General features: G+C 66.6%; 17 protein-coding genes. 9 read left to right on the forward strand and 8 right to left on the reverse strand.

Going from position 1 to position 24,162, the window contains the following annotated elements:
* Position 1 precedes the first annotated feature (1 nt).
* The 5 genes from HDA39_RS41210 to HDA39_RS41230 are packed head-to-tail and all read right to left on the reverse strand — an operon-like array spanning position 2 to position 4,463.
* On the reverse strand, positions 2-364 hold the full coding sequence (locus HDA39_RS41210; RefSeq protein ID WP_184805090.1) for a cupin domain-containing protein: 363 nt from the start codon (positions 362-364) through the stop codon (positions 2-4).
* A gap of 4 nt (positions 365-368) precedes the next feature.
* Complete coding sequence (locus HDA39_RS41215; RefSeq protein ID WP_184805093.1) at positions 369-1,466, reverse strand: Gfo/Idh/MocA family protein; 1,098 nt, start codon at positions 1,464-1,466, stop codon at positions 369-371.
* The gene (locus tag HDA39_RS41220; RefSeq protein WP_184805097.1) at positions 1,463-2,287 is read right to left on the reverse strand and encodes a carbohydrate ABC transporter permease; all 825 of its coding nucleotides are present in this window, start codon (positions 2,285-2,287) and stop codon (positions 1,463-1,465) included. Before HDA39_RS41220 ends, HDA39_RS41215 begins: the two co-directional genes overlap by 4 nt.
* A 5-nt stretch (positions 2,288-2,292) precedes the next feature.
* Positions 2,293-3,180: a carbohydrate ABC transporter permease gene (locus HDA39_RS41225; protein WP_184805100.1), complete on the reverse strand. Its 888-nt coding sequence runs from the start codon at positions 3,178-3,180 to the stop codon at positions 2,293-2,295.
* Positions 3,177-4,463 carry an ABC transporter substrate-binding protein gene (locus tag HDA39_RS41230; protein WP_184805102.1) on the reverse strand — a complete coding sequence of 429 codons (1,287 nt, stop codon included), beginning with the start codon at positions 4,461-4,463 and terminating at the stop codon, positions 3,177-3,179. Before HDA39_RS41230 ends, HDA39_RS41225 begins: the two co-directional genes overlap by 4 nt.
* 108 nt (positions 4,464-4,571) lie before the next feature.
* Here HDA39_RS41230 and HDA39_RS41235 point away from each other — a divergent pair, with 108 nt between their 5' ends.
* Complete coding sequence (locus HDA39_RS41235) at positions 4,572-6,050, forward strand: aminotransferase-like domain-containing protein (RefSeq protein ID WP_184805105.1); 1,479 nt, start codon at positions 4,572-4,574, stop codon at positions 6,048-6,050.
* 203 nt (positions 6,051-6,253) lie between these two features.
* Positions 6,254-7,213: an alpha/beta fold hydrolase gene (locus HDA39_RS41240; protein WP_184805108.1), complete on the forward strand. Its 960-nt coding sequence runs from the start codon at positions 6,254-6,256 to the stop codon at positions 7,211-7,213.
* A 117-nt stretch (positions 7,214-7,330) separates the two neighbouring features.
* Here HDA39_RS41240 and HDA39_RS41245 read toward each other — a convergent pair whose 3' ends face one another.
* Both HDA39_RS41245 and HDA39_RS41250 read right to left on the reverse strand, forming a co-directional pair.
* Entirely contained in the window at positions 7,331-8,122 is a 792-nt protein-coding gene (locus HDA39_RS41245) for a class I SAM-dependent methyltransferase (RefSeq protein WP_184805111.1), read from the reverse strand.
* 183 nt (positions 8,123-8,305) lie between these two features.
* Positions 8,306-9,028, reverse strand: a complete 723-nt coding sequence (locus HDA39_RS41250; protein ID WP_238356281.1) for a hypothetical protein — start codon at positions 9,026-9,028, stop codon at positions 8,306-8,308.
* A 1,372-nt stretch (positions 9,029-10,400) separates the two neighbouring features.
* Here HDA39_RS41250 and HDA39_RS41255 point away from each other — a divergent pair.
* The 7 genes from HDA39_RS41255 to HDA39_RS41285 all read left to right on the forward strand — a co-directional run bounded on the left by HDA39_RS41255 (position 10,401) and on the right by HDA39_RS41285 (position 22,600).
* Positions 10,401-11,798 (forward strand): AAA family ATPase, encoded by a 1,398-nt coding sequence (locus HDA39_RS41255; RefSeq protein WP_184805114.1) that lies wholly within the window; start codon positions 10,401-10,403, stop codon positions 11,796-11,798.
* Between the two features lie 53 nt (positions 11,799-11,851).
* Entirely contained in the window at positions 11,852-12,679 is an 828-nt protein-coding gene (locus HDA39_RS41260) for a UvrD-helicase domain-containing protein (protein ID WP_184805117.1), read from the forward strand.
* Positions 12,640-13,374, forward strand: a complete 735-nt coding sequence (locus HDA39_RS41265) for a P-loop NTPase family protein (protein WP_184805120.1) — start codon at positions 12,640-12,642, stop codon at positions 13,372-13,374. The genes HDA39_RS41260 and HDA39_RS41265 overlap by 40 nt, the downstream gene beginning before the upstream one ends.
* 443 nt (positions 13,375-13,817) lie before the next feature.
* The gene (locus tag HDA39_RS44030) at positions 13,818-15,341 is read left to right on the forward strand and encodes a PD-(D/E)XK nuclease family protein (RefSeq protein WP_184805123.1); all 1,524 of its coding nucleotides are present in this window, start codon (positions 13,818-13,820) and stop codon (positions 15,339-15,341) included.
* Positions 15,313-16,461: a restriction endonuclease-related protein gene (locus tag HDA39_RS41275; protein ID WP_184805126.1), complete on the forward strand. Its 1,149-nt coding sequence runs from the start codon at positions 15,313-15,315 to the stop codon at positions 16,459-16,461. The genes HDA39_RS44030 and HDA39_RS41275 overlap by 29 nt, the downstream gene beginning before the upstream one ends.
* Positions 16,454-19,837, forward strand: coding sequence for a pPIWI_RE_Z domain-containing protein (locus tag HDA39_RS41280; protein WP_184805129.1), 3,384 nt, complete (start codon positions 16,454-16,456; stop codon positions 19,835-19,837). The genes HDA39_RS41275 and HDA39_RS41280 overlap by 8 nt, the downstream gene beginning before the upstream one ends.
* A 6-nt stretch (positions 19,838-19,843) precedes the next feature.
* Complete coding sequence (locus HDA39_RS41285; protein WP_184805132.1) at positions 19,844-22,600, forward strand: pPIWI_RE module domain-containing protein; 2,757 nt, start codon at positions 19,844-19,846, stop codon at positions 22,598-22,600.
* A 285-nt stretch (positions 22,601-22,885) separates the two neighbouring features.
* Here the strand turns inward: HDA39_RS41285 and HDA39_RS41290 are convergent, their stop codons facing one another.
* Positions 22,886-23,977: a hypothetical protein gene (locus HDA39_RS41290; protein ID WP_184805135.1), complete on the reverse strand. Its 1,092-nt coding sequence runs from the start codon at positions 23,975-23,977 to the stop codon at positions 22,886-22,888.
* Positions 23,978-24,162 lie beyond the last annotated feature (185 nt).

Genomic DNA, 24,162 nt, shown 5'->3' on the forward strand with positions numbered 1-24,162 from the left:
CTCACTCACCGACCGTCTGCCGGTCCGGCGCCGAGAACGAGATGACGAAGATCGCCTCGTCCGGACCGGTGTTGCGCGCGTTGTGCAAGGCCCCGGACGGGATGCTGATCGTGTCTCCCGGACCCATCGTGACCAGGTCGCCGTCGACGCTGTGCTCGATCGTGCCCTGCAGCACGTGCAGCACCTCGTCGCAGTTGGGGTGGTAGTGCCGCGGGTTCTGCTGACCGGGCCGGATGTAGCAGCGCCCCACGGTCAGGGTGCCGGAGTTGCCCAGGGCACCGGAAACCATCCACTCCAGCCGTCCCCACGTCTGCTCCTCCACCGTCACGTCGGCGGCGGTCGTCAGCCGGCTCTTCAGTCCCATCGTTTCAGCTCCCTGCCTTGATGTCTGGTCGGACCTCGGCCGGTTGCCCGGCCGGCACCCGGCGGTACAGCTCGTACAGCCGGAGGATCTCCCGTACGTCGGCCAGCGTGCCCTTCTCGGGGGGACGGCCGGCCAGCACGCTCTCGCAGAAGTGCAGCACCTCGGGCACGTACCCGAGGTAGAACAGGTTCTTGTTGTAGAGCTGCCCCAGCGAGAACTCCGGTTCCCAGCGCAACGGCGCCGACGCGTCGTCGGTGAAGAACGAGCCCGACCGCCCGTACGGCAACGGCGTACCGCGCCGGTAGTAGGTCAGGCGGACACCGTTCTCGACCACGACGTTCGCGCCCTCGCCGATCACCTCCACCCGCTCCAGCGGCGCTCCGGTCGCGGATCCCGCGGCCAGGTGGAGCGTGCCGACGGCACCGGACTCGAAGAGCATGCTGGACACGCTCGCCCCGGTGCGCGAGTCCCACTCGTAGGTCAGCCGCCGGACCGGCCCCATCAGGTAGGTGAACAAGGCGGCCGGGTGGAAGATGTGGTCGAGGAAACCGATCATCGCGACGTCGTCACCCCGGTCGGCCGGTGCGGGCAGCGCCTGCGGGTAGCGGATCGAGATCGAGGTCGGCGTCCCGAACTCCGGCGAGGTCATGATCGCCTTCACCTTCTCGGCGGCCGGGGTGAAGACCTTCTTCAGCCCGGTCATCACCGTCCGGCCGGTCTCGTCGGCGGCCGCCTGCAGCCGGTCCAGCTGGGCCAGTCCGGCGGCGGTCGGCTTCTCCATCCACACGTGCGCGCCGGCCCGCAGGCAGTCCTCGGCGATCGCGGTCGCCTGGACGTCGCCGCCGGCCGTGTACGACGTCACGACGAACACCGCGTCGGGCCGCTCGGCGGCGAGCATCTCGTGGTGGTCGGCGTACGCCGTACCGCCGCCGAAGGTGCGCGCGTAGGTGCGGGCCCGGTCGAGGTCGGTGTCGCAGACGGCGACCAGGTCGACCGGTGCGTACTGGAAGGTGGGATAGACGTTGCGGTAGGAGTGGCCACCGGCGCCGACGAAGGCGCAGCGCAGCCGCTCGGGGTACTCGAACTGATAGGTCACGGTCATCGCAAAGCTCCAGCCACGAGGCCACGGGTGAAAGATCGCTGCAACACGACGTACACGAGGATCGACGGAATCATCGCCAGCACGATCCCGGCGAACAGCGCGCCGGAGTCGGAGCTGTACTGGCCCTGGAACTGGACCAGCCCGAGCGGGATGGTGCGCTTCTCCTGGCTGAACAGCAGGAGCAGCGCCAGCTGGTACTCGTTCCAGGCGCCGAGGAAGCTGAACACGCCGACCGCCAGTACCGCCGGTTTGGCCAGCGGCAGCATCACGCTCCGGAAGATCCGCCAGTCCCCGGCGCCGTCGACACGGGCGGACTCGATCAGCTCGTTCGGCAGGTCGCGGAAGAAGTTGCGGGCGATGAACACGCCCAGCGGGACGCCGCCCGCGACCAGGATCAGCCCGAGACCGACCCGGCTGTCGACCAGTGACATCTCCCGCAGCTGGTAGAAGGTCGGCACCATGATCGCCTCGCCCGGCAGCGTCATCACCATCAGGTAGGCGTAGAACAGGCCGTTGCTCCGGCCGGTCGTCAGCTTGCCGAAGGCGTAGCCGGCCGGGCAGGTCACCGCGACGGTCAGCAGCGTCACGGCGACCGCGATCACGGCGCTGTTCACGAAGTAGGTGCCGAAGTCCCCGCTGGTCCAGACGGTCCGGAAGTTCTCCCACCGCCACTGGGCCGGCAGGCCGAGCGGATCACCGAAGATCTCGGTGTCGTTCTTGAAGGAGCTGAACAGTGCCCAGACCACGGGCACCATGGTCGCACCGGCGATCAGCGCCACCACGACGACGAGCAGGTTGTGCCACCGGTTGACGGTCCGCATCCGTCTCACCTTCCCGTCGCGGCGCGGTCGCGCCAGCGGTTGAACCCGACCGTGATGACGATCGCGAGGACGGCGATGCTCAGCCCGGCCGCGCTCGCGCCGCCGATGTCGCCGAGCCCGAACGCCTGCTTGTAGGCGTAGACCGCGACCAGCTCGGTCGAGCGGTCCGGTCCGCCCTCGGTCATCGACCAGACGGTGCCGAAGCCCTTGAGCGCGTTGATGAACGCCAGGACGACGACCAGGCTGATCGCGTTGTGCAGCGACGGCACCGTGATGTTGCGGAACCGCTGCCAGGGCCCGGCGCCGTCGATCGCGGCGGCTTCGTGCAGGGCCGGGTCGACCGCCTGGATGCTGGCCAGGAAGATGACCAGGTAGAAGCCGTACGCCTGCCAGGCACTGGCGACGCCGACGGCCGGCAGGGCGAACGTCGTACTGCCGAGCCAGGGTTCGGCCAGGCCGCCGAGACCGGTCGCGTCGAGGAACCCGTTCAGCAGACCGATCGTCGGGTGGTAGAGCTGGCTCCAGATCACGCCGACGACGGCCAGCGACATGATGTGCGGGACGAACGCCAGGCTGCGGAACACGGTCTGCGCGCGGCGCCAGCGGATCTCGCTGATCAGGGCCGCCAGCAGCAGGCCGCCGCCGACCGCCAGCCCGAGGTGCATCGCCCACCACACGACGGTCCGGCCGAGGGCCGACAGGAACGCCGGGTCCGACCAGATCCGGGTGTAGTTGTCGAGCCAGACCCGGTTCATCACCGGGGCGACGCCGTCCCACGAGTAGAAGCTGAGCTGGATCCCGCGCACCAGCGGCAGGAAGAGGAAGACGGCGAGCAGCGCCAAGGACGGCAGCAGCATGACGGCGATCAAGGTGGTCCGTCGGGTCGTGGTCATCGGCTCGCCTCCAGTTTGTCCTGGACCGCCCGCATCGCCTGCTCGGGCGAGATCCGGCCGGTCAGGAGCCCCTGCACCGCTTGGTACCAGGCCTCCTTCGCCGCGTCCGGGAGATAGACGCTCGGGTTGAATCCGGTGCCCTTGGCAACTTTCTCCAGGCCGTCCGCGACGGCCGGGTCCAGCGTGATCCCGGCCGGGACGACCTGGGCCGGGACGAGCGTCCGCCCGTGCTGAGCGGTCAGCGCCAGGTACTCCGGGCTCGCGAGCCACCGCAGCCACTCGACCACGGCCGAGCGCGACTTGGTGCTGTTGTTGACCACCCAGCTGAGCGCCAGCCCGGCGGTCGGCAACGCTTCGGCGCCGGGCACGGTCGTCGGCATCGGGAAGCTTCCGTACGACGCCACGTCGACACCGTCCTGCCGCGCGTTCGCCATCGACCCCTGCGGTACGACGATCATCCCGCCACCGCCGCGCCAGAAGGCCGCCTCGGCCTGCCCGCCGTCGAGGGCGGCCGCCTGCTCGCCGTCCAGACATCCCTTGTCCAGCAGGTCGGCCAGCATCTGACCGCCGCGGACGATGCTCGGGTCGGCGAACGAACCGGACCCGGCGATCACGTCGCGCATCGTGTCCCGGCCTGCCGACGCCTGGACCAGTGCCCCGAGCAACCAGCCGCCGGCGAAGTTGTCCCGGGCCCCGGCGAGCAACGGCTTCACGCCCGCCGAGCGCAGCGTCGTACAGGCGGTCAGGAAGCTGTCCCAGTCGGTCGGCACCTCGACCCCGTGGGCCGCGAAGAGCTTCTTGTTGTAGTAGACCTGGAAGACGTCCAGGCCTTCGACGATCTCGTAGACCCGTCCGTCGTTGCCCTCGCGGGTCTGCCGGACCACCTCCGGGGTGAACCGGGCGGCCAGGCCGTTGGCCGTGAACACCTCGTCCAGCGGCCAGATCAGGCCGGCGTCGGCCAGCATGCCGACCCGGCCCGGACCTGAGTTCACCAGCATCAGGTCCGGGCCACTGCCGGAGCGGAGCAGCGTCTGGGCGCTGCCCTCCTCGAACGAGACCGCTCCTTTGACGTACTCCACGCTGATCTCGGGGTGCTGCCGTTCGAACGCCGCCACGGTGGCATCGGTGTAGGGGAAATCGGTCCCCATGATGCGCAGGGTGCTGGACGTGTCCTGGGGTCCACCGGTGTCGAGCGACCCGGAGCCGGGGGCGGCGACGGTGGCGCACCCGGGGACCAGAACGACAGCGAGAACGAGCAGCAGCGTGATCGGGTTTCGCCTCATTGCGCCCCACCTCACCAACCAATTGCTTCGCTGAAAAGCCAATGACCGGTAGATTGGCACCGCTGGATCCGCCGGCTCTAGAGCCACATCGACGAAATTGGACTCTCCTTGGACCTCTTGGACGGCAGCGGCCTGCGATTCCCGGCCGATCAGGTGGCGCGGATGATGGTCGGCACCGGTGCCCGGTCCGGGCCGCTCTACCGGCAGCTGAGCGACAGCCTCGCCGAACTCATCGATCGCGGCGAGCTGCCGCCGTCCGCCGTACTGCCGCCGGAGCGGGCGCTCGCGACCGCGCTGACCGTCAGCCGTACGACGGTGGTCGCGGCGTACCAGGCACTGCGGGAGAGCGGCCGCCTCGAACGACGGCAGGGCAGCGGTACGCGGGTCCGCGCCGATCGTGGCCGCGAGACCGTGTCCAACAGCCTGCTGGCCGGCGATCACGCCGCCAGTCAGTTCCTGGACGGGCCGCTGGCGACGATCGACTTCGCGACGGCCGCGCTGCCCAGCCTCGACCTGGTCGCCGACGTCGCGAGCAGCCTGACCCGTGACGACTACCTGCGGCTCACCAGCTCTCACCACGGATACCACCTGCGCGGGCTGACCGCGCTGCGTGAGCGCATCGCCCGCTGGTACTCCGACGGCGGCGTACCGACGACTCCCGAGGAAATCCTGATCACCTCCGGTGCGCAGCAGGCGCTGGAGCTTGTCGCCCGGGGCTGCCTGCATCCGGGGGACGGCGTGATCGTGGAGCAGCCGACGTACCGCGGCGCGCTCGAGGCGTTCTCGCGGACCGGCAGCCGGCTGCGGCCGGTCCGCGCCGACGAGGACGGGCTCGACGTCCGCTCGCTCGAAACGCTGCTCCGGACCGGCAGCCCGCGGCTGGTCTACGTCCAGGCGGCCGTGCACAACCCGACCGGTGCGGTGCTCTCCGAGGACCGGCGGCAACGGCTGGCGCGCCTGGTCGACCAGCACGAGTTCGTCCTGGTCGACGACACGTCGCTGGCCGGCACCGGCTTCGCCGAAGGCCCCGGTACGCCGGCGCTCGGGTCGCACGAACGCATCGTCACGATCGGCTCGATGAGCAAGCTGTTCTGGGGAGGACTGCGCCTGGGCTGGATCAGGGCCGTGCCGCAGGTCGTGTCCCGGCTCGCCCAGGTTCGCGGCATCACCGACCTCGGCAGTTCACTGGTCGCCCAGGAGGTCGCGGTCCGGCTGCTCGACCACTCGAGCGCCGCGTCGGCGGAGCGGCGCAGCACGCTGCCGGGCGGTCTGCGCACCCTCACCGACCTGCTGGCCACGCAGCTGCCCGACTGGACCTGGCAGCAACCCCGCGGCGGAGCGTCCCTGTGGGTCCGGCTGCCGCAAGGTGACGCCACCCACCTCGCCCAACTGGCCCTCCGGTACGGCGTCGCGCTGCTGCCCGGCTCGGTCTTCTCCGCCGACGGCAGCACCGACAACCACACCCGGCTGCCCTTCGCGTTGCCACCGGCAACCTTGCACAGCGGCATCACCCGGCTCGCCCAGGCCTGGCAGACCTACCTCGAACGCGGCGCCGTCGACGTCACGGTCACCTCCACCATCACCTGACCGGCGACCCCACCCGGCCGCGAGAAGATGCTCCGTCGGCTGCCACGGACGTCGTCCCGCGTGGCTGACCGGGCTTTTGGGGCCTTTAACCGAAGGGGTCGCTCAGGTTACGGCCGCGCCGGGCTGGGGTGACCCATGGCGCCTTTACCGTGCCTGCACGGCGGCATCGACCCGCGGTGGCGCCTGGTGAAGGGTGGGGCACGATGGACATGAACCGGAGGCGTTTACTCGCGCTCGGTGCCGGAGCTGCGGTAGCTGCCGGGATCACGGGGACGGCGGCAACCGCGGAGGCCACGGGCGGCGGCGTGCCGTCGGATGCTGCGCTGGCTCGCACGCTGGGCTTGCGGAGCAAGTACGCGAAGGGCCAGCACTACGTCATCGGTGGTCGTGGTGAGCCGCTGGTCCTGCTGCCCGGCTGGCCGCAGACCTGGTGGTCGTTCCACAAGATCCTGCCGGCCCTGGCTAAGCGCTACACGGTGATCGCCGTCGACCTGCGCGGAATGGGCGGATCCGCCAAGCCGGCCGACGGCTACGACAAGAAGACGATGGCGGCCGATGTCCACCGCCTGATCCGGCACCTCGGCTACAGCTCGGTCAACATCGCCGGCCACGACATCGGCGCGATGGTCGCCCACAGCTTCGCGGTCAACCACCGCGCCGCGACCCGCAAACTCGTCCTGATGGACGTCGGCCACCCCGACCCGTCCCTGTACGACATCCCCCTGCTGGTCCGCCCCGGCCGGGGCTTCAGCCTGTGGTGGTTCGCCTTCAACCAGGTCCAGAGCCTGCCCGAGCAGCTGATCACCGGCCGCTCGCGCTACATCGTCGACTACTTCATGGACGCCTTCCCACCCGACCCGACCGCCATCGACGAGCTCTCCCGGCGCGTCTACGCCCACGCCTACGCCCGCCCGGAAGCGATCCGGGCCGGCAACGCCTGGTACCAGGCCTTCCACCAGGACGTCCTCGACTTCGCCACCTACGGCAAGATCACCGCACCGTTCCTGGGCCTGACCTCGGAGTACAGCTTCGAGTCCAACCTCGCCGCCTGGACCCAGCAGGCGACCGACGTACGGGTCCACAAGGTCCCCGGCACCGGCCACTTCCTCGCCGAGGAGAACCCCCAGGCCGTGATCACGGAACTGACCACTTTCCTCGGCTGAACCGTGACTGCACAAGGCCCAGGAACAGACGCGGTGTCTGCCTGGGCCTTGATGCCGTCAGGTGTAGGGGTTGTCCAGGAACGCTTCCTGGACAGGGATCGATGGCTGGTTGGTTGCTCACGCGACCTTCGTGCCGAGGAGGGCTCGTACCGGGACCTGCTCGACGTACGGCCGATGGGGACGAAGTACTTCCTGGAGTTCCGCTGCGAGCTGTGGACGCTCCTCGGGCGCGGGAAGGCGGTCGACCGGCAGTGCGCTGTAGATCCCGCCGAGTAAGTGATCGAAGTCGAGCTCGTCGGCATAGTCGAGCTCGACTTTGCTGACCTCGAAGCCGTTGGTCATCAGGCTCTGGCGATAGCGTTGTTGCGTCGCGTCGTCGGTGCCGCAGCTGTTGGCCGGCCCTGCGCCCAACCAGTCGGACAGCCATTCGCGTAGGGCCCGTGACCAGTCCGAGTCCTGCAGCCACAGTGGGATCCCGTTGGCCACGACCATGACACCACCTCCAGGACGTAGGAGTGGATCGACCGCGGCGAACAGCGCCTCGTGGTCCATCCAGTGCAGTGCTTGTCCGATCGTCACAGCACCGACCGACTGTTCACCCAGCAGCGATCGCAGCAGCGGCAGGTCGGAGTCGCTGCCGACCATCCACGCCACCTTCGCGACACCCTGGTCCTGGGCGGCTGAACGGGCGCGGGCCAGCATGTCCGGTTCGGGATCGACCCCGATCACGGCCCGAACCTGCGAGGCGATCGGTGTCGCCAGTTGACCCGTGCCACACCCGAGATCGATCACGAGATCGTCGCCGTTCAACGAGAACGCGTCGACGCACGCACCGATCGACCCCGACGGATAACCGCGACGGTATCGGTGATACAGATCGGCAACTTCGCCACCAAACCCCAGATCCATCGTCTGAGGATGCCTCGTCCCGTCGATGATCCGACAGGGCTTCTGCCACCGGCATAAGGCCTGCCGGCCGCTCTGGACCGCTGCCAGAAGCTGCCGGCTTCGACGTCACGACCGCGGCCTGTCCACGACCGGACATGGTTGCTCCTGGCGCCATTGTGGTGGCCGGCGCCAGGAGCGGGTGGGTCAGCGGGTGGTGGTGGCGCTGGCGAGGTCCCAGCTGATGGAGGTGGAGTACAGCGCGAAGCGGTAGTCGCGGACCGGGCTGTAGCGGTAGGCCATGGTGGCTTCGCCGGCGCTGTTGGTGGTGACGGCCTTGAGGTTCTTCCAGGTGGTGGTACCGCGGTCGCGGTACTGGAAGACGCCGCTGGCGGAGCGCTTGAAGAACACGTTCTTGCCCACCGAGTACAGCAGCGAGGTGCCCTTCAGGGTGACGACGTCAGCGGTGCGGGTCGAGGAGATCCAGGCGCCGGCGGCCAGCTTCACGGTCGTGGCCGGGGTGTTCTGGGTCAGCGGCTGGTCGGCCGGGTCGACCGCGACCTGGGGGACGAATTTCTGGTTGCCGATCGGGTCGGTGGAGTAGATGTCCCACGGGTAGGTGGTGTCGCCTTCTTCGAAGCCGACCTCGGTGACCTCGCCCTTGCTCGGGTGGGTCAGGGTCCACAGCGAGAAGCTGCCGTTGGCGGTGCAGTTCCCGCTGATCCGGGTGGGCAGTTCCATGTACGGGCGGCTGATCGCGACCCGGGTGGGCACCGACAGGTTGCACACCCCGGCGGCGGTCGCGGCGGTGGCCTTGGACAGCCCGGCGGGCGGCGTGGGGCCGGGGCGCCCGGCGGTGGCGGTCAACGGCAGCGCGGCCGCGACGCCGAGCGCGATGGCAGCGGACATGACGGTACGACGAAGCTTCATGATGATTGTCTTTCCAGTGGCAGAAGGCACTGGTTCCCCCCAGTGCTGAATGGTCAGCGGAGCATATATCGACGGACAGCTGACGTGTCAAGCGCCTGTTTGACCGGCCGAGTGGCCGGTTGCGGCTCGCTGCAGACGCCCGTAACGCGCGCTGCGATTCCCACGATGTAGCCATCGCTTGGCCCAGCCCGGTGACCACCTGTTGCCGGCTCAACGGCTGATCGAGAATCGACCCGATCACGCCGGACCGTGTGAGGTAACACACAGTGACGGGACGGTGAGGAAAGAGGGTCCTGGAACGCACAAAGGCCCAGGAACAGATGCGATGTCTGCCTGGGCCTCGATGCTGGTGCGCCGCCAGGGACTCGAACCCCGAACCCGCTGATTTGCGCCCCGCATTTGCTGTTGATGCCGAACTGTTGCCAATAGTGGCCGTGACCTGTGCACTTGCGATTGGAGACGTGGCATCCGCCGCTAATGGTTGGCATTGCTGATCGCTGAAAGTGGTGCGTTAGATGGTGTGTTGTTCTGATCACAAGGCGAACTCTTCCCAGAATTAGCGGCTCTCTTCAACTCGGCTGTGGATAAGAGTCAGGACTGCGGAGCATCTCACACTGAGTAGTCGAAGCTTATGTTGAAGGATCAGCCGCCAACTCGGCACCTCGCGACCGGTCCACCACGTCGGCCTCTGCCGGATTGTTCATGGCGGAGGACGGCCGGATCCGGCGTTTGTCGACTACTCCCTCGACGGCGCGAAGACGGCCGGCGGCTGGGACGCGTGATCGCGGACCACTGTGGATACGTCGGAGATCCCCGGGTACCCGGCCCTGGTCCCCGACGCATCTCGCGGGCAGCCCGGCTGCGGCGGCGAACTCCTGACGGGGCATCCTGTCCTGCGTCGACTCAGGAGGACAGATGCATCTCAGCAGGCTGCGCGTCCAGGGCCTTCGGGCCACTGCTCTGGGGGAGCTGGAGGTCAGCCTTCCAGGACGCTTCAGCGTTCTGATCGGCGCGAACGGCGCCGGAAAGACCACAGTCAGCGAAGCGCTTTATCTCGCCACCGGAAGACCTTCCCCCGTCTGCCTGGCCCGTCGGCGTCGACCCTCGGTCCGCCCGAGCGGGCCATCGAAGTCGACTACTCTTACGCGGATGACCCGAAGGGCGAGCGTCCGCTTGGTATCAGTCTGCAAGCGCAAAGTGGACGTAACGCGCCAGGAACGGTCGCTGCGACGTGGTCTCGGACTCTTCGGCGTGACCTGGGACGGGTGCGCACCGAGCCGCTCGTCACGAGTCAGGTCGAGGACGCGATCTTCTCGTACACCTTCCCGCGTGGCGTAATCCGCTGGACGAGTTGGCTCGCCGAGAAGCCCGGGTGCTGGTCGAGCTCCTCAGAGCACAGCAGCAGAACAGGGGAATGGGACGAGACCTGACCTCTCTGCGCACCAAAGCCTCCCGCTTGCTGGAGGAGTTGGCGAGCGACGGTCTGTTAACTGCCCTCGAGGACCGCGTTGGTGACCATCTGCGATCCCTGTCCGCCGGTGTCAGCCGGAACTGGCCGTACATCCGCGGACAGGTGGCCGACGATCGCTATCTCGCGCGGGTACTCGAGCTGATGCTGGCAGCCATCGAGGGCCGTGAACACGCGCTTCCCCTCGAGGCAGTCGGGCTCGGGTACGTCAACCTCCTGCACATCGCCGTGACGTTGGCTGCGATTCCAGATGCAACACGGGTCGAGGAGGCGACGGCTGAGATGGCGGATGTTGGGCCCGTCGCCGCCTCCTCGGCTCAACAGGATGGGGCCCAGACTCAGCAGTCGCCGACTGAGGAGCCGCCGGAGTTCGAGGACGCGGAGGAACGTCTTCGCCAGGCACGTGTCGAGAGTGAGAGTCGCGAAGACTCCTTCTTCCCCGACGGGCCGTTCCACGTCACGTTGGTCATCGAAGAACCCGAGGCGCACCTACATCCTCAATTGCAACACTCGTTGATCCGCTACTTGCGTCGTGAGGTCGCTCAGCGTCCCGAACTGCAGGTGATTGTCTCCACGCACGCCAGCGATGTCATCGCATCTTGCGATCCCAAAGAGATTGTCGTCGTTCGACGTGACAGGCAGGGCAGAAATGTCTCGCGTGCTGTTGCGTCCCTGCCGATGACCGGCAAGGAGGAGGTACTGCGAAAGACTCGGTTGCACCTTGACGCCAGCCGATCGGCCGCGCTGTTCGCCGAGCGGCTGTTGCTGGTCGAGGGAGTGACCGAAGCGGCCGTCGTCAGGGAGTTTGGATGGATCTGGGCCGGCCAGGACCGTGACAAGCAGGCGTTCGTCGACGCGCTGAGCATCGTGCCGATGGGGACCAAGGTCGGTTCCTGGGCAGTTCGTCTGCTCGCCACCAAAGATCACGAACTCTGCAGCCGCATTGCAGTGCTGCGTGACAGCGACTTGCCCTTCGACCAGGTACCCACGCTGCCGGCTTGGGCAGCCGAGCACGATCCGGAGGTGCTTCTGGTCGCACAGAGCCACCCCACGCTGGAGCCAGAGTTGACCGAGGACAACGAGAATCTTGTGGTGAAAGCCCTGACCGCTCTTGGGCTCGACGTCCCGGATCCGGTGACGCCGGAGTCTGTGCACCCGATCTTTCGAAGTGCCCGAAAGCCGAAAAACGGCGTGCACACGCCCGCTGGGCCAGGTGCGCCGCGCAAAGCTGAGTTCGCGCTCGCCTTGGCCGAAGGGTTTGCGGGAGGCGCATCAAACTGGCGCGGCCATCCGCGTACCTGAGCCGATCGCAAGCGCGCTGGACTTCCTGTCGGCAGCGACACCGCGTCCGAATCATGACGGCTGAGGGCGGCGAGCCGTTCAAGGCCGCTGCCGACGCACTCACCGAGGAACAGCACAGGGCGCTTGGTGCGCGGAGTCCGCGACTGTACATCGAAGCAGGTCCGGGGACCGGAAAGACCACGGTGTCGGCCCAGCGGTTCGGCGTGCACCGGTTCGATCCGGAGGCCCGGAGCGACGTGCGGGCAGTAGTAGCGGTCAGCTTCACCCGGGCAGCGACCCTGACGCTTGCCCGGCGGGTCCAGCGGTTCTGGGGGCGGGAGGCGTTGAGTTGGCCGCATCAGATCGTGACCCTCGACGCCATCATGTCGGACCTTCTCCGTGATCTGTTGCGGGCGGGGGTCCTGCGCTGGCCGAACGGGCACGTGGATCTGCGGGTCGAGGACAGTTGGTCGGCGTTCGGTGCGACGTTGTGGAACAGGACGGCGTACGAGTTGACGGTCCAGAACGGCGAAGTCGTTGTGGTCAGCGGGTTCACGGACTCCGGTCGCGTCACCGTGCCGACGACTATCAGCATTCCACTGCTCAACGACGGCATCTGCACGCACGACGACATTCGATCGGTTCTGGAGCAGGCGATCGACGATCCTGGGATCGCCGACTTCGTCAGAGCGCGGTTGGCGGCGCGGATGCGCGCCCTGATCGTCGACGAGGTCTTCGACGCCAATGACCTGGACATCGCCATCATCGAGTTCGCGGTCGAGGCCGGAGTGGCAGTCACTCTAGTCGGGGATCCTGGCAGGCGTTGTATGTGTTCCGCGGTGCCCGGCCTGAGGTCGTTCCCTTGTTGCTCGACCGGCAGGAGTTCCGGCGGCTCTCGTTGACCCAGTCGTTTCGCTGGCGTGACCCGGGGCAGAAAAAGTTGGCGGATGCCCTACGCGCCGGGCAGCCCGCGACCCTGCCGGTGCTGAACCACGCCGCCGGACCCGTGGGGGTCGACGTGGTCCTGTCCTTGTACTGGAAGCCGCTGTGGGAGCTCGGTGCGGAGGTGCTCCCGCTGGCGTTCCAGAGTTTCAAGGGCGGGCACGAAGAGGCCGCCGCGACGCTGGTGCTGAACCATGTCGCCAGGAACATCTTCAGTCTGGACGCGACTTATCTGAACGATGCACTGACCGCTTTGGCGATCAGCGACCGTGATGTCCTGCGACAGATCGAACCCGACTTGCAGGCGATCACGGATTTACTTCACGAAGGCGGAAAGAGCGGAATTCGCGCCGGCTACATACGAGTGTGTGAACTGATCGAAGCGATATCACCTCGACGCCTGCGAAAGCCGCACCACAGCCACACAGGGCGCCTGGCTCAGATCCGAGAGCGGCTGTCCTTTCCCGGTCGTCCGGTGCCTGGTCTCACAACTCATCAGGCCAAAGGCGCAGAGTGGGACGCGGTTGGAATCAAGCTCTCGGACGACGATCGCGATCGGCTGATCCATGGCCTGAGCGTGGACAGCGACACCGATCGGAAGCTCTACGTCGCCTGCACCCGAGCCCGCGTGCGAACCGTGGAGGTGTTGCCCTGACGGACCCGAGATCCGCCGAGGTCGGGAGGTGCTCAGGGCCTTGGGCGCGTATTTCTGAGTCGCGCATCAGCGTTCGGCAACAGGGAAGGTCTGGCCCTGCTCGGTTCGGACGCTGCAGCGGGCGTATGGCGCCGACGTGGAACCATGGACCTCCCGACCAGCGGTCGGGTGGTATCGGTCCAGCAGACGACGTACACCATCCCAGTGCGGTCATCGGCTCGTTTGGTGTCTGCCTCGACGGTCGCGGCTGATCGCGTCTGACCGCCACGCGTTCAGACCACAATCCAGTTTCAGTTCGGTTACATTGAGTCATGCCTGCAGGCGAGGAACCGGTCAGCGCTCAGTGGGTGCGACCTCCGGAGTTGGTTGGTAGCGACGGTTTGATTCGCATCGGGGCAAGTCATGCCCGAGGTGAGTCTGTGGGCTGTCCCGCCGGGGACAGCGTGAAGATCCGGCCGAAGCTGCGACTGCGGCACTGGGTTGAGTCGTCGAGGACGCCGCTGACGACATTCACGCTCGACCCGGTGATGAAGGCTTTGGACCGGATCGAGTTCGACGGTGTCAGTGACGCGGTCGCGCTCGCCGAGATCGCCTCCGACCGAGTCCACCCGGGCCTTGTGACCTTCGCTCGGCACGCGACCAGCTCGTATCGGGCGTCCTGCGACGCTCGGCAACGTGGACTCGTTCCTGCCCGCGACCTCTGGGTGGTCCAGCGGCAGGCGAAGGCTGTCTGGGAGTTGTATGCCTGGGGACGTCGGTATTGGTCTATTGACGGGGACCGCCGCGAGTTCCGTTTCCTCCGCACAGGTACGTCGGCCGCAAGGGCCGAGTCGCAGGTGGCGATCGCGGCGTTCGCGACCGCATTCGGCGACCCGTCCCCGTGGCCCAGACCATGGTCGAGTTCGTTCGAGATCACCTCGGCGCCCGCACCGACCAAGGTCAGAGTGACTCAGATTGACCTGGCGACCGGCAGGCTCGACGTGCTCTTCGACGGTACGCCGGCGGAGGCGTCGGAGCTGTTCGAACTACGCGGTCGTAGCGAGGTGACGCGCCTGTCCCGCGGTGTAGAGACCCATGCGGGAAGTTGGTGCAGTGGCTGCAAGCGGCAGAGCTTCTGCGACGCCTTGCCGGCGGTTCCAGGGCTGCTCGGGATGACAGCGCGTGGAAATCCCGAACGGAGCGTTTCGGCCAGCAACCTGCGATACCACCGAGCATGTCCCGCCCAAAGTCACCTTCGAGACCTTGGGTTGCCCAAGACCTGGGAGTACGACCCGAGTTCGACGCTTGGGCAGGCGGTGCACGCGTGGCTCGACGAGCGGCATCGGCGCGGTCTTCCGTGTGATGCGGCCGATACACCGCCGGAGGCCGACTGGTCAGCCGGCGGCTGGTCTGTCGAAGGCGACCAAGCAGCGTCTGGTCGGCGCATGATCGAACACCACCGCGCGCTCTGTGCGTTTCAGTTCTCCGAGGTGGCCGAGCAAGCGCGAGTGGAGCCGACGCTTGTCGTCCACGATCCGCAGGCGCGCGCCGTGGTTGTGGCCAAGCCCGATCTGCTGTACCGCGACGGCGAAGCGTGGGTGTGGCGCGAGGTGAAGACCACTACGCGTCCGCAGCAGTTCGCGACCGATCCTATCGAGATGCCACAGCTCGCGATGGCGGTGGTCATCTTGTCCGGCGGTGCGCTCGGCGGTGAGTTCGAGGGGGCGCGGGTGGAGCTCGAGATCCTGCACCCGGACGGTTCAGACATTCAACTGATCGACGCGGCAGATCCGGATCAGATCACTCGGGCGCGAGATGCTCTGCGGTCCTATGTCGAGCCCTGGTACCACGACGAGGTGTTCCCAGCCCGCCCGGGCAGAAACTGTCGGTGGTGCCCTGTATCCAGGTGGTGTCCGAGTTTCCCGGGCGACAGCGCGTTGCAGATCGACAGGACAGCACATGACGACGACACAGGAACCGCCAGCTGAGTTCTTCACGGGGGAGCGACTGCTGCGGTTGGTCGCCTCGGCCATTACCAGGTTGGCTTCAGCCCGGCAGCCGGCGACGCCGGTCTACGAACCGACCGTGCTGACGGCGTACAACCACCTCGTTCTGCGCTGCCTCAAGGATGGTGTCGCGCCCCCGAGCAGTGTGCCGGACATGACGGCCTGGGCAGCCGAACTACCGCTGGAGCGTTGGCCTCTCGAACTGCCTGATGGCTTCGCACCGCAGGACGAGTTCCTGGTCGACGCGGCGACCGGTAGTCTCACCCAGCAGTGCCTTGAATGGGCTGTCTCGGCTCCCGATCCGGCGGCTGAGCTGTTCGAGAATGTCCTGATGCACGAAGCGATCAGCGCCTGCCGGATCAGTCAGTCTCCGGAGTCGTACACGGCGTTCCGGGCGTTGTTGGTCGCCCGACCTGTGCTGACGGGTGCCGATCTCATCGAACTCAATCGGGAGATCAACCTGCAGCCAGTTCTCGAGCTGATCCAGAGAGTCTACGAGCCGGTCACGGCGACCTACCTGCGCGACGGCCAGGCTGCGACCTGCGCGCGCTGTGGCTGCTTGCTGGTTTCGATCTCCAGGGACGGGTATCGATGCGAGCTCGATCGCTGTCATCGGGCCGGCGCGGGCACGGTTGGCAAGGTGCTGAGCGCTGCGTCCGACGGCGGACTGCGTCAACTCAGCCGGCCGTTGCGAATGTTCATCACCGGTCCAGGGTTGGCTGAAGGCGACTTGGACACCGAACTGCAGAAGCGGGGTCTGAAGGCCGAGATGTGGCCGAACTTCGACGCCTACGATCTGCGAATCGCCCTGCCGTCCGGGAAGGTCTGGGCAGTTGACGTCAAGGACCGCTCGAACCCGGTGCTGCTGGGTCGTGGGGCGAAACAACTGCGGCCCGATCCGCCGTACCACCGGGCATTTCTGGTCGTGCCGCAGTACCGATTCGACGAACAGGAAAGCTACGGCCGCGTCTTCAAACGGAACCTGGCACCCGACCTGGCCACGAGACTCGAGTTGCTGACGGACACCGAGTTCCTTCTCCGGGTCGACCGCGAACTGTCGTCGATCCCGGCAGGCTCCGGCGCTGGAGCGAGCGATGCGTAGCCGGAGCGATTGGCACCAGGAGATCTTGTCGCAACTATCGGACGGTTGGCCGGACGACGTTGCCGTTCGACCGGGCGATCTGCTCGACGTCGAACTCGGACTTCGACTACTGGAGAGAGTTACTCCGACGTGGACGGCGATCGATGCCTGGACGCTGCTCGGTGGATATCCGTACAGCGACGTCCTCGCGGAAACCGGTGCCGAGCAGCGACTGATGATCCGCCGGGCGCGGCACTATCTGTGGGACCTGCGCCGGCGCTACGAGTGGCGGCGGTTGCTCTCGATGTACCTCGAGGTGCCTCGGCACCTGCGCGCCTATGACTTCGGCGAAGTGGACGAGACGCCTGTGCGGCGAGACCCCAGTCGTGCCGCGAGGCGCTTCGATGTGTACGACCGCCTGCTGACGTCGCCGCCGACCTTTGTGCGGAGTGCGTTGCCGCGAGCGGAAGCGGGGCAGTTCCAGTTCGTTGCCCGGGAGCGCCACTATGCGGTGACGATCCCGGCTGAGCTCGTTCCGGATGCACCGAACCGAGGACATGATCTCACCGCGATGCCTGCCGCACTGGGCGCTGCGATCGAGGTCAGCTGGAAGGAACTCGAAGCAGCTGCGCGCTCCATGGACGCGTTGGAACAGACCGACGGAGAACGTCCGAACAGGTGGACCGAACGCCTGCAGCGGGTCGAACTGCTGATGCGCGACGACGCCGCGGGTCGCTTCAGCCGGTCCGATGCGTTTCGGGTGGACGGTCTGCTGAATCTCGTCGGGATGGTCGGCGCGGGAAAGTCCACGGTGCGCGACATCCTGGCGTTCTGGGCGGCTACGCGAAGCGGCCGGCACATCACGATCGTCGTCGGTGATGTCGCCGAAACGCTGGCGATCGTGCATCAGTTCGAGCGTCTAGGGCTTTCGGCGGCTCCGATCCTCGGGCAGTCGACCCGGGAGCGGCACATCGAGCGGTTGCACCGACGGGTGGCCGGAACCGGTGCGGCCTCCATGCTCCAGCACCGGCATCCCGGTTTCACGTTCCTGAGCAGCGCCTGTCCTCTCGACGCTCTCCGAGGGTTCGAGGCGCCGCATCCGCTCGCGATCGGTGAGGCTCCTTGTGGTTCGCTGATCCCGGTGGAGCCGGCGGAGGACTTCGCGCACTCGCTGGCGAGTTCTGAAAGTCCCGAAGGTTCGCGCCGTAGGCCAGGCAGAGCACCACGTCGTCACAGTTGCCCACTGTGGTCGTCCTGCCCGCGTCATCACGGTGCTCGGTCTCTGGTTGATGCCCAGATCTGGGTCACCACGTCGGCCGGGCTGGTTCACAGCGCAGTACCCCGGCAGTTGCAGGACGAGAACCTTCGCTACCTCGAGCTTGTTTGCCGGCGAAGCGACCTGGTGATAGTCGACGAGGCGGATCGGGTGCAGATCCAGCTGGACGCCGCGTTCGCGCCCTCGCTCACGCTGATCGGACGATCGCCGAACTCCTGGCTCGACCAGGTCGCCGGCCACGCGGTGAGCGAACTGGCCAGGCGCGGGAGGATTCAGCTGTCAGCTCGCGAGGTCGACGACTGGACCGGCGCGGTGAACACGGTCACCGCGGCAGCCAATCGTCTGTACGCATTGCTGATCAACGACAGTGGACTTCGCGGTTGGATCACCGAGGAGTACTTCAGCGCGCACACTCTGCACCAGTGGTTGATCAACGCTTGGTTTCCGGAGGACCATTCACGCGACGATCATGATCAGGTCGACCCCGAGCGGCTGGAGGCGATGCGCCGGGTCGGCGAGATCCTCGACCAGTTCCGGAACGAGCCGCTCGAGATGCGGTCTGCCGACTCCGGCGACGAGCTCGCTCCAGAGGTGAACCAGCTCGTGGCGCTTGCGCTCGAGTTGCTGCACGCGCCCCGCGGTTCGTCCATCCGCGACCGCCTCCGGAGCGTTCTTCTCGACCTCGTCGAGTTGAACGAGGACATCGAGGCACACACCACCAGGTTCGAGTTCACCCTGATCCTCGCCGCGCTGCACCACCGACTGAACTTCATGACCACGCTGTGGCCACGAGTCGAAGCCGCGCTCAATCTCGAGTCCGCCTCGAACGTCCTGTCACGGCGACCGCCACGGGACTACGAACCGATGATCCCGGAGTCGCCGATGGGCAACGTGCTCGGCTTCCAGTTCCGGCCGGGGGAACGGGAGCGGGACGGCGATCAGAGTGGCGAGCTGAGCTTCTTTCGATGCGGTGGGGTCGGGCGTGAATTGTTGATGGAGCTGCACAACCTTCCGGCGGTCGACGATCGACCAGGGCCCAATGTGCTCTTCATGTCCGCCACCAGCTGGGCGGGCACCTCGAGTCGTTACCACCTGCACGCGCCTGTTGGTGCCGTGCTACGCCCGCATCAACGGGAGGTCGAGGCCGTTCTGGGGACCGAATTCCGCAAGGAGTTCCTGCATTGGCCGGACAGCCACGAACCGCTTCGCCTGTCCGGGGCGCCTCCGGAGCAGCGAGGAAAGGTGCTCACCGCGATGCTGCGTCAGCTCGCGGAGCCGGATCGCAGTCTCACCGGTGCCACTTCGATGCTTGAGGACGAGCTGGCGGCGATCACAGATCCTGACCGCCGCCGCGTTCTGCTTCTTGTCGGCAGCTACCAGGAGGCCGAGCAAGCCACTACCTACCTGCGCAGTCTTCCGGAGTGGAAGGACCGTGTCGTCCAACTGATCTCAGACGACGCGGACTTGGACACGTTGTGGACGCTGCGCCGGGGCGACGTCGCGGCGTTCGGCCGGACCGGCGGTGAGATCTTGGTCGCGCCGTTGCTGGCTGTCGAGCGCGGCCACAACATCGTGCTGCCCGACGGTCGAGCGGCGATCGGTACGGCGTACTTCCTGGCCCGGCCACATCCGCGCCCGGACGACATCTCCCTCGCGGTCAACGCCATCAACGACTGGGCGGTGCGTCAGATTCGTGACGGCACCGGAGAGTTCCGGCGCGCCGTTCGGTCGGCAGGATCCGCGGATGCCGCGGCGAGGTCCTTCCGGGCCAAGGCAGCGAAGCTGTGGAACAGGTATCTGACCCGACAGTTGATTTGGAGTCACCTGCCGGAGGAGGAGAAGAACGCCTTCACTTGGGACCAGCTCGTGGTGATCTGGCAGGTGATCGGCCGTCTGGTCCGTGGGGGAGTGCCGGCGCGGGTTGTCTTTGTCGACGCCGCGTTCTCTCCTCGCGAGGCCGGCTTTCGATCGCTGGACACTCCTGACACGAGTCTTCTCGTCAGCATGCGTGAGTTGCTCGCGCCGTACTTCGACGAGCAGTCGTCCAGGCCCGCGCTCGACAAGTCCTTGGTCGAAGCGTTGTACGAACCCTTGTATCGAGCACTCGTAGAGATGAACTGAGGAAGAATGGCTTACCAGACTGTCCACACCGCGGCATTCGTTCCCAGGAGTCCTGACGAGAGCGTCGAAGCCGAGTACGCCACGCTCGCTTTTCCTGCTGCCTGGCGCGAGCCGATCCTGGATCTCTACAGGTACGCCAAGTCGGCTGCCACGCAGGAGAGACTGCGGCGTGTCCCGATCCGGCGGCTAAACGCGGTTCTGCGGGCAGTGGCTCCTGATCTGCTGACGGTCGACGACAGCGCTTCGTTCAGCGCGGCGGTCCCCTGGCTGTATGCCGGTTCGCCGTTGCCCGCCAGTGTCTTCGCGGGCTTCCTCAATGCCTGGCTGTGGGACATGTCGCCCGGGCCAGAGGCGTTTCCGGTGTTCAAGCAGACCATCGAAAGCCTGAGGTCCGCGGATCTCCGCTGGTCGGCCAAGACAGTCGACCTTCTGGAACACTCACTGTCCGCGGGTGGCACGAACACCCCCGCCGATGCCAGCTACCATCTCCTCCCCGACGTCATCGCAGACCGCATCGCGAAGCTCGCTCCTTATGAACACCTCGGGGAGCGGGTGGAGTTTCGACGCGTCGCTGGCAGTGCCCGGGCTTCCGGTGCCGAACTGATGTCCTGGCCGCCCCTCGAGGAGCATCGCAAGGACAAAACCGGCGGCAGGCGCACATGGCGCTACTCGGCCGTCATCAGGATCTCGCTGAGGACGGTCCCTTTCTCCCAGGTTCCTCGCGTCCATGTTGCGTTCGGCATCCGTCGCTGGGTCAGCCGTACGGCATGGTTACCGCGCGGTTCGTCCGCATCGGTTTACCTGCTGCCGGACAGCCCGTTGCGTTCGGGCCTGACCGAGTCCAACCGCTTCGCGGTGGGCGCCGTCGAGTGGAACCGTGGGCTCGGTCGCGTCGCGTGGAGGCACGGCGGACCCGAGGGAATGTTGAAGCACCTGTCGGTGATCGAGAACCTTCCGCCAGCCGAGCTACTGGTCAAGGACGCTGATGCGTGGCTTGTCGGCAAGGACGGCCTGGTCGCAGCGATCGTTCACCACACCCGTATGGGGGCACACGCGATCGGCGCGGGCCTCATGCCGAGCGAGCGGCGGCGCCTTGCGGAATGGGTCGCTCCCGCCTTGGAGCCTGAGTTCGTCATGGCGCCGGAGCTGCGACGAAGCAAGTACGTCTCCGAGTTGCCGCTTCGGCAGCTCGAGCCGATCAAGCCGGTCTCGGCGAAGCTGGCCGACGAGCAGCAGGCTGAGATCAATTCCATCAATGACCAGCGGACGATCAACAACGCGCGCACAGTCAGGGCCTCGGTGTCCGAGGCAGTCGACGGCCGCCAACTGTCGGTGCTGGTGCTCCACCAAGGCGGCGCGTTGGCAGATCTACTGACCGGCGCCATCGAGGCGAGTCTCGACCTGGCGGAACACCGGGTGGCCTCCGAGCCGACGCTGTCTCGATGGCAGGCGCCCGACCTGACGCTGGAGTTGCACTTCGCTGAACTCGGATCGCTCGGTGCGCCGCTTGGTGCCGATCCGCAACCGCGCACGCGTGCTGAGCACAGCGAAGCGTTCAGCGCGCGGCGCCGGGAGGTCACGGCCTGGATCAGTGGAGTCGGCGAGCAACGAGGGATCAACCCATCCCTCGCCCTGCTCGAGTTGGAGGGCGCTGACAAGTTCGGGCCACTCACCGATCCTAAGTTCGCGTTGCGAGCCGGGTGTGCTGAGGCCGGCCTGGTGACCCAGTTCGTCGAATTGAAATCTCCGCCGACCAAGGATGCGGAGTTTCGAATCGCAGCTGCCTGGTCTGACGGCCTCCGGCAGACCGGATCCCGTCTGATTCCGGAGCACAGTCTTGGCGACGCGATCCCGGACAATCTCAACCAGGTGGCGGTCTGGTTGGTGAGGCGTCGCCACGACGGTCCGACCTACACCCCGCAGTTCACACCGATCGCCGTTCTGCTCCGGCCCCAGGAACGTCAGGTCCTCGGCCGAACCGCCGACATGGACGAGTGGGTGCCCTACTCTCGCCTCCTGGCTTCACTGGTTGGCACGATGCGTCCGCAGGACCTCAGGTCCAGGGATCAGCAAACAGAAGCGGTCGCAGTCTTTATGCGTAAGCTCTTGTACGGTTTGAAAGGGCGACCGACGCTCGTTCTCACCCGCGCCCAGAACCTTCGGCCGCGGTGGCCCTGGCTTCTCAATGGAGGCCTGGTTCCGGACCACCTGCAGCTGGGAAATGGTCCGCTTCAGCGCCTTGCACTCCACGGACGGAACCTGCGGGTGGTTCGGGTCGCGGACCAGCAGCGTGACGAAACTCCGCAGTGGTGGGCGCCGAAGGAGAACGGCGGAGGCGGAATCTCGAAGGGGTTGTGGGCCCCGGCTGAAGAGAGCGGCCACAGCGGACGCGTCTTCTACAGCACTACCGATAAGGCGAGCACACACAGCGGCGTCGGCGTGGATCTGAGCAAGCTGACACACCATCTGGACAGCAAAGGGAAGCCGAGGATCAACCCCGGTACCGCCGGCTGGACCCCGCAGTTGCTGGAGCTGACGATGGCAGGGCTGCAGCCCGGCGACGACCCCGCCACTTGGGCGATGTTCGTCCACCAGCAGCGAACGGCCGAGGACTACCGCGATCAACTCGGACTCCCGCTGGCGCTGCACCTAGCCCGGCTGACGGAGCAGTACGCGTTGCCGTACGACGCGGAGGAAACCGAGGCTGTCGAGGCCAGCATCGACGAACTCGATAGCGACCTCAACAGTCAGAGCGACGAATAGACCTGGACCCCCTCGATTGCCGCAGTACTGGCACACCGCCATCCGCCATCCCGGGCCGGCCGGAGGGCGGACGCTCGAGGACTTGGCCGACTAGTCGTTGCTCAAGGCCTGCTTTCCCTGCGGTGTTCGTCTTGTCGGCTGAGCTGTCTTTCATGGGGCGCGGCCTGCACGATGGCGAGTGGGACCATCAGAGCAGGGGGCAGGGCTCGCCACGGCACGTGTACCGCGATCCCGCTTCTACTCCGAATCTGTGAGGACCTGGACCGCGAAGTGTGTCGACCAGATCTAGGGATTCAGCCCGCGGAACAGAGCTATCAGGCCGGTCAGGGTGCTGACAACCAGGGTCACAGCGCCGAAGGCTTTTCGTAGGGTCCATGGGTTCCACGCCGCGTGATTAGCGAGGTCGTGCGGTTTTGCCCAGCTCGTCAACAGCTCGGTCTTACCGAGATAGGCCAGCTGGACGGCCTGCGTGACCGCCCTGCTGCCGTAGATCGGTGCGTCGGACGACGCGAGCTCCGCGAGGTCGTCGGCGACGTACTGGGCGGAGGACAGCAGCGCCTTCTGGTCGAGACCCTTCCACTGGCGCGCGCGTCGACGGAGAACTTCGCGTAGGGGATGGATGGCAGCGAGCAGTTCCCGTCGCTCCGGGGGAAGGCCGTCGAGCCACAGCTGAGCCATCGTGGTGGTTCTGGTCGTCGTGGGTTCGAGCCAGCGCGATGGCGGCTGCTGTTCGGGAGCGCACGCGCGGCTGAGATGGCGCAGGAGACGATCATGTTGCCGGTGGCGGCTCAGGAGATAGAGGCCGATTACCATCATGGGTGAACTGATGAGCGCGAGGATGGCCGCCGAGGCCGCGGCGAACTGCCAGGAGCGGGGCTGCCAGATCCCTGAGACAGGGAGAACGATCGCCATGGACGTTGTCGCGACGAAGACGCCGGCTGTCAGGTTCGTGAGTGCTCGCTCCCGCCCGAGGATCACGACCACACCGGCGGGGATGCCGTGATGGTGGAGCCACGCGAGCTGGTCGGCGATCGATCGCGTGGTCGCGCGGCGAAGATAGATGCCGGCAAGGACGTTGTACCCGACGAAGTAGCCGAAGGTGCCCAGACCGATTGTGAGATCGAGGGCGGTGTACTGCGCGACGGCCACAACCGCCATGATGCAGAGCATCACTCCGTAAAACAGCAGCGATTCGCGGTCAGACCGTGAGCCTTGGGTAGGTACAGACGGCGCCTGCGTTCGGATCCTCCGACCGTGGATCACCTCGGCGTACCAGGGCCAGATCGTCACGGACACACCGAGCAGAAGGACGGTCTCAATCAGAATCGCTCCGGCACTCAGCACCACCAAGTCAGCTGCGGCTGTCGCGTCGTTCATCCGTGTAGCCCCCATGAATTCGTAGTCCTGCCGATGCCGGCTGGGCACCACCGCATTACGGTGACAGGTCCGGCCGACACTTCGTGGAGATACAACTTCGCCTAGTGTCGTGCACGGAAAGTGCCTTGGTTAAGTCGTAGACTGAGGTATGCCGCGCTCAGGACGTCCCAAAGCCGAACTGACCT

The sequence above is a fragment of the Kribbella italica genome (genome assembly GCF_014205135.1).
Taxonomy (GTDB): domain Bacteria; phylum Actinomycetota; class Actinomycetes; order Propionibacteriales; family Kribbellaceae; genus Kribbella; species Kribbella italica.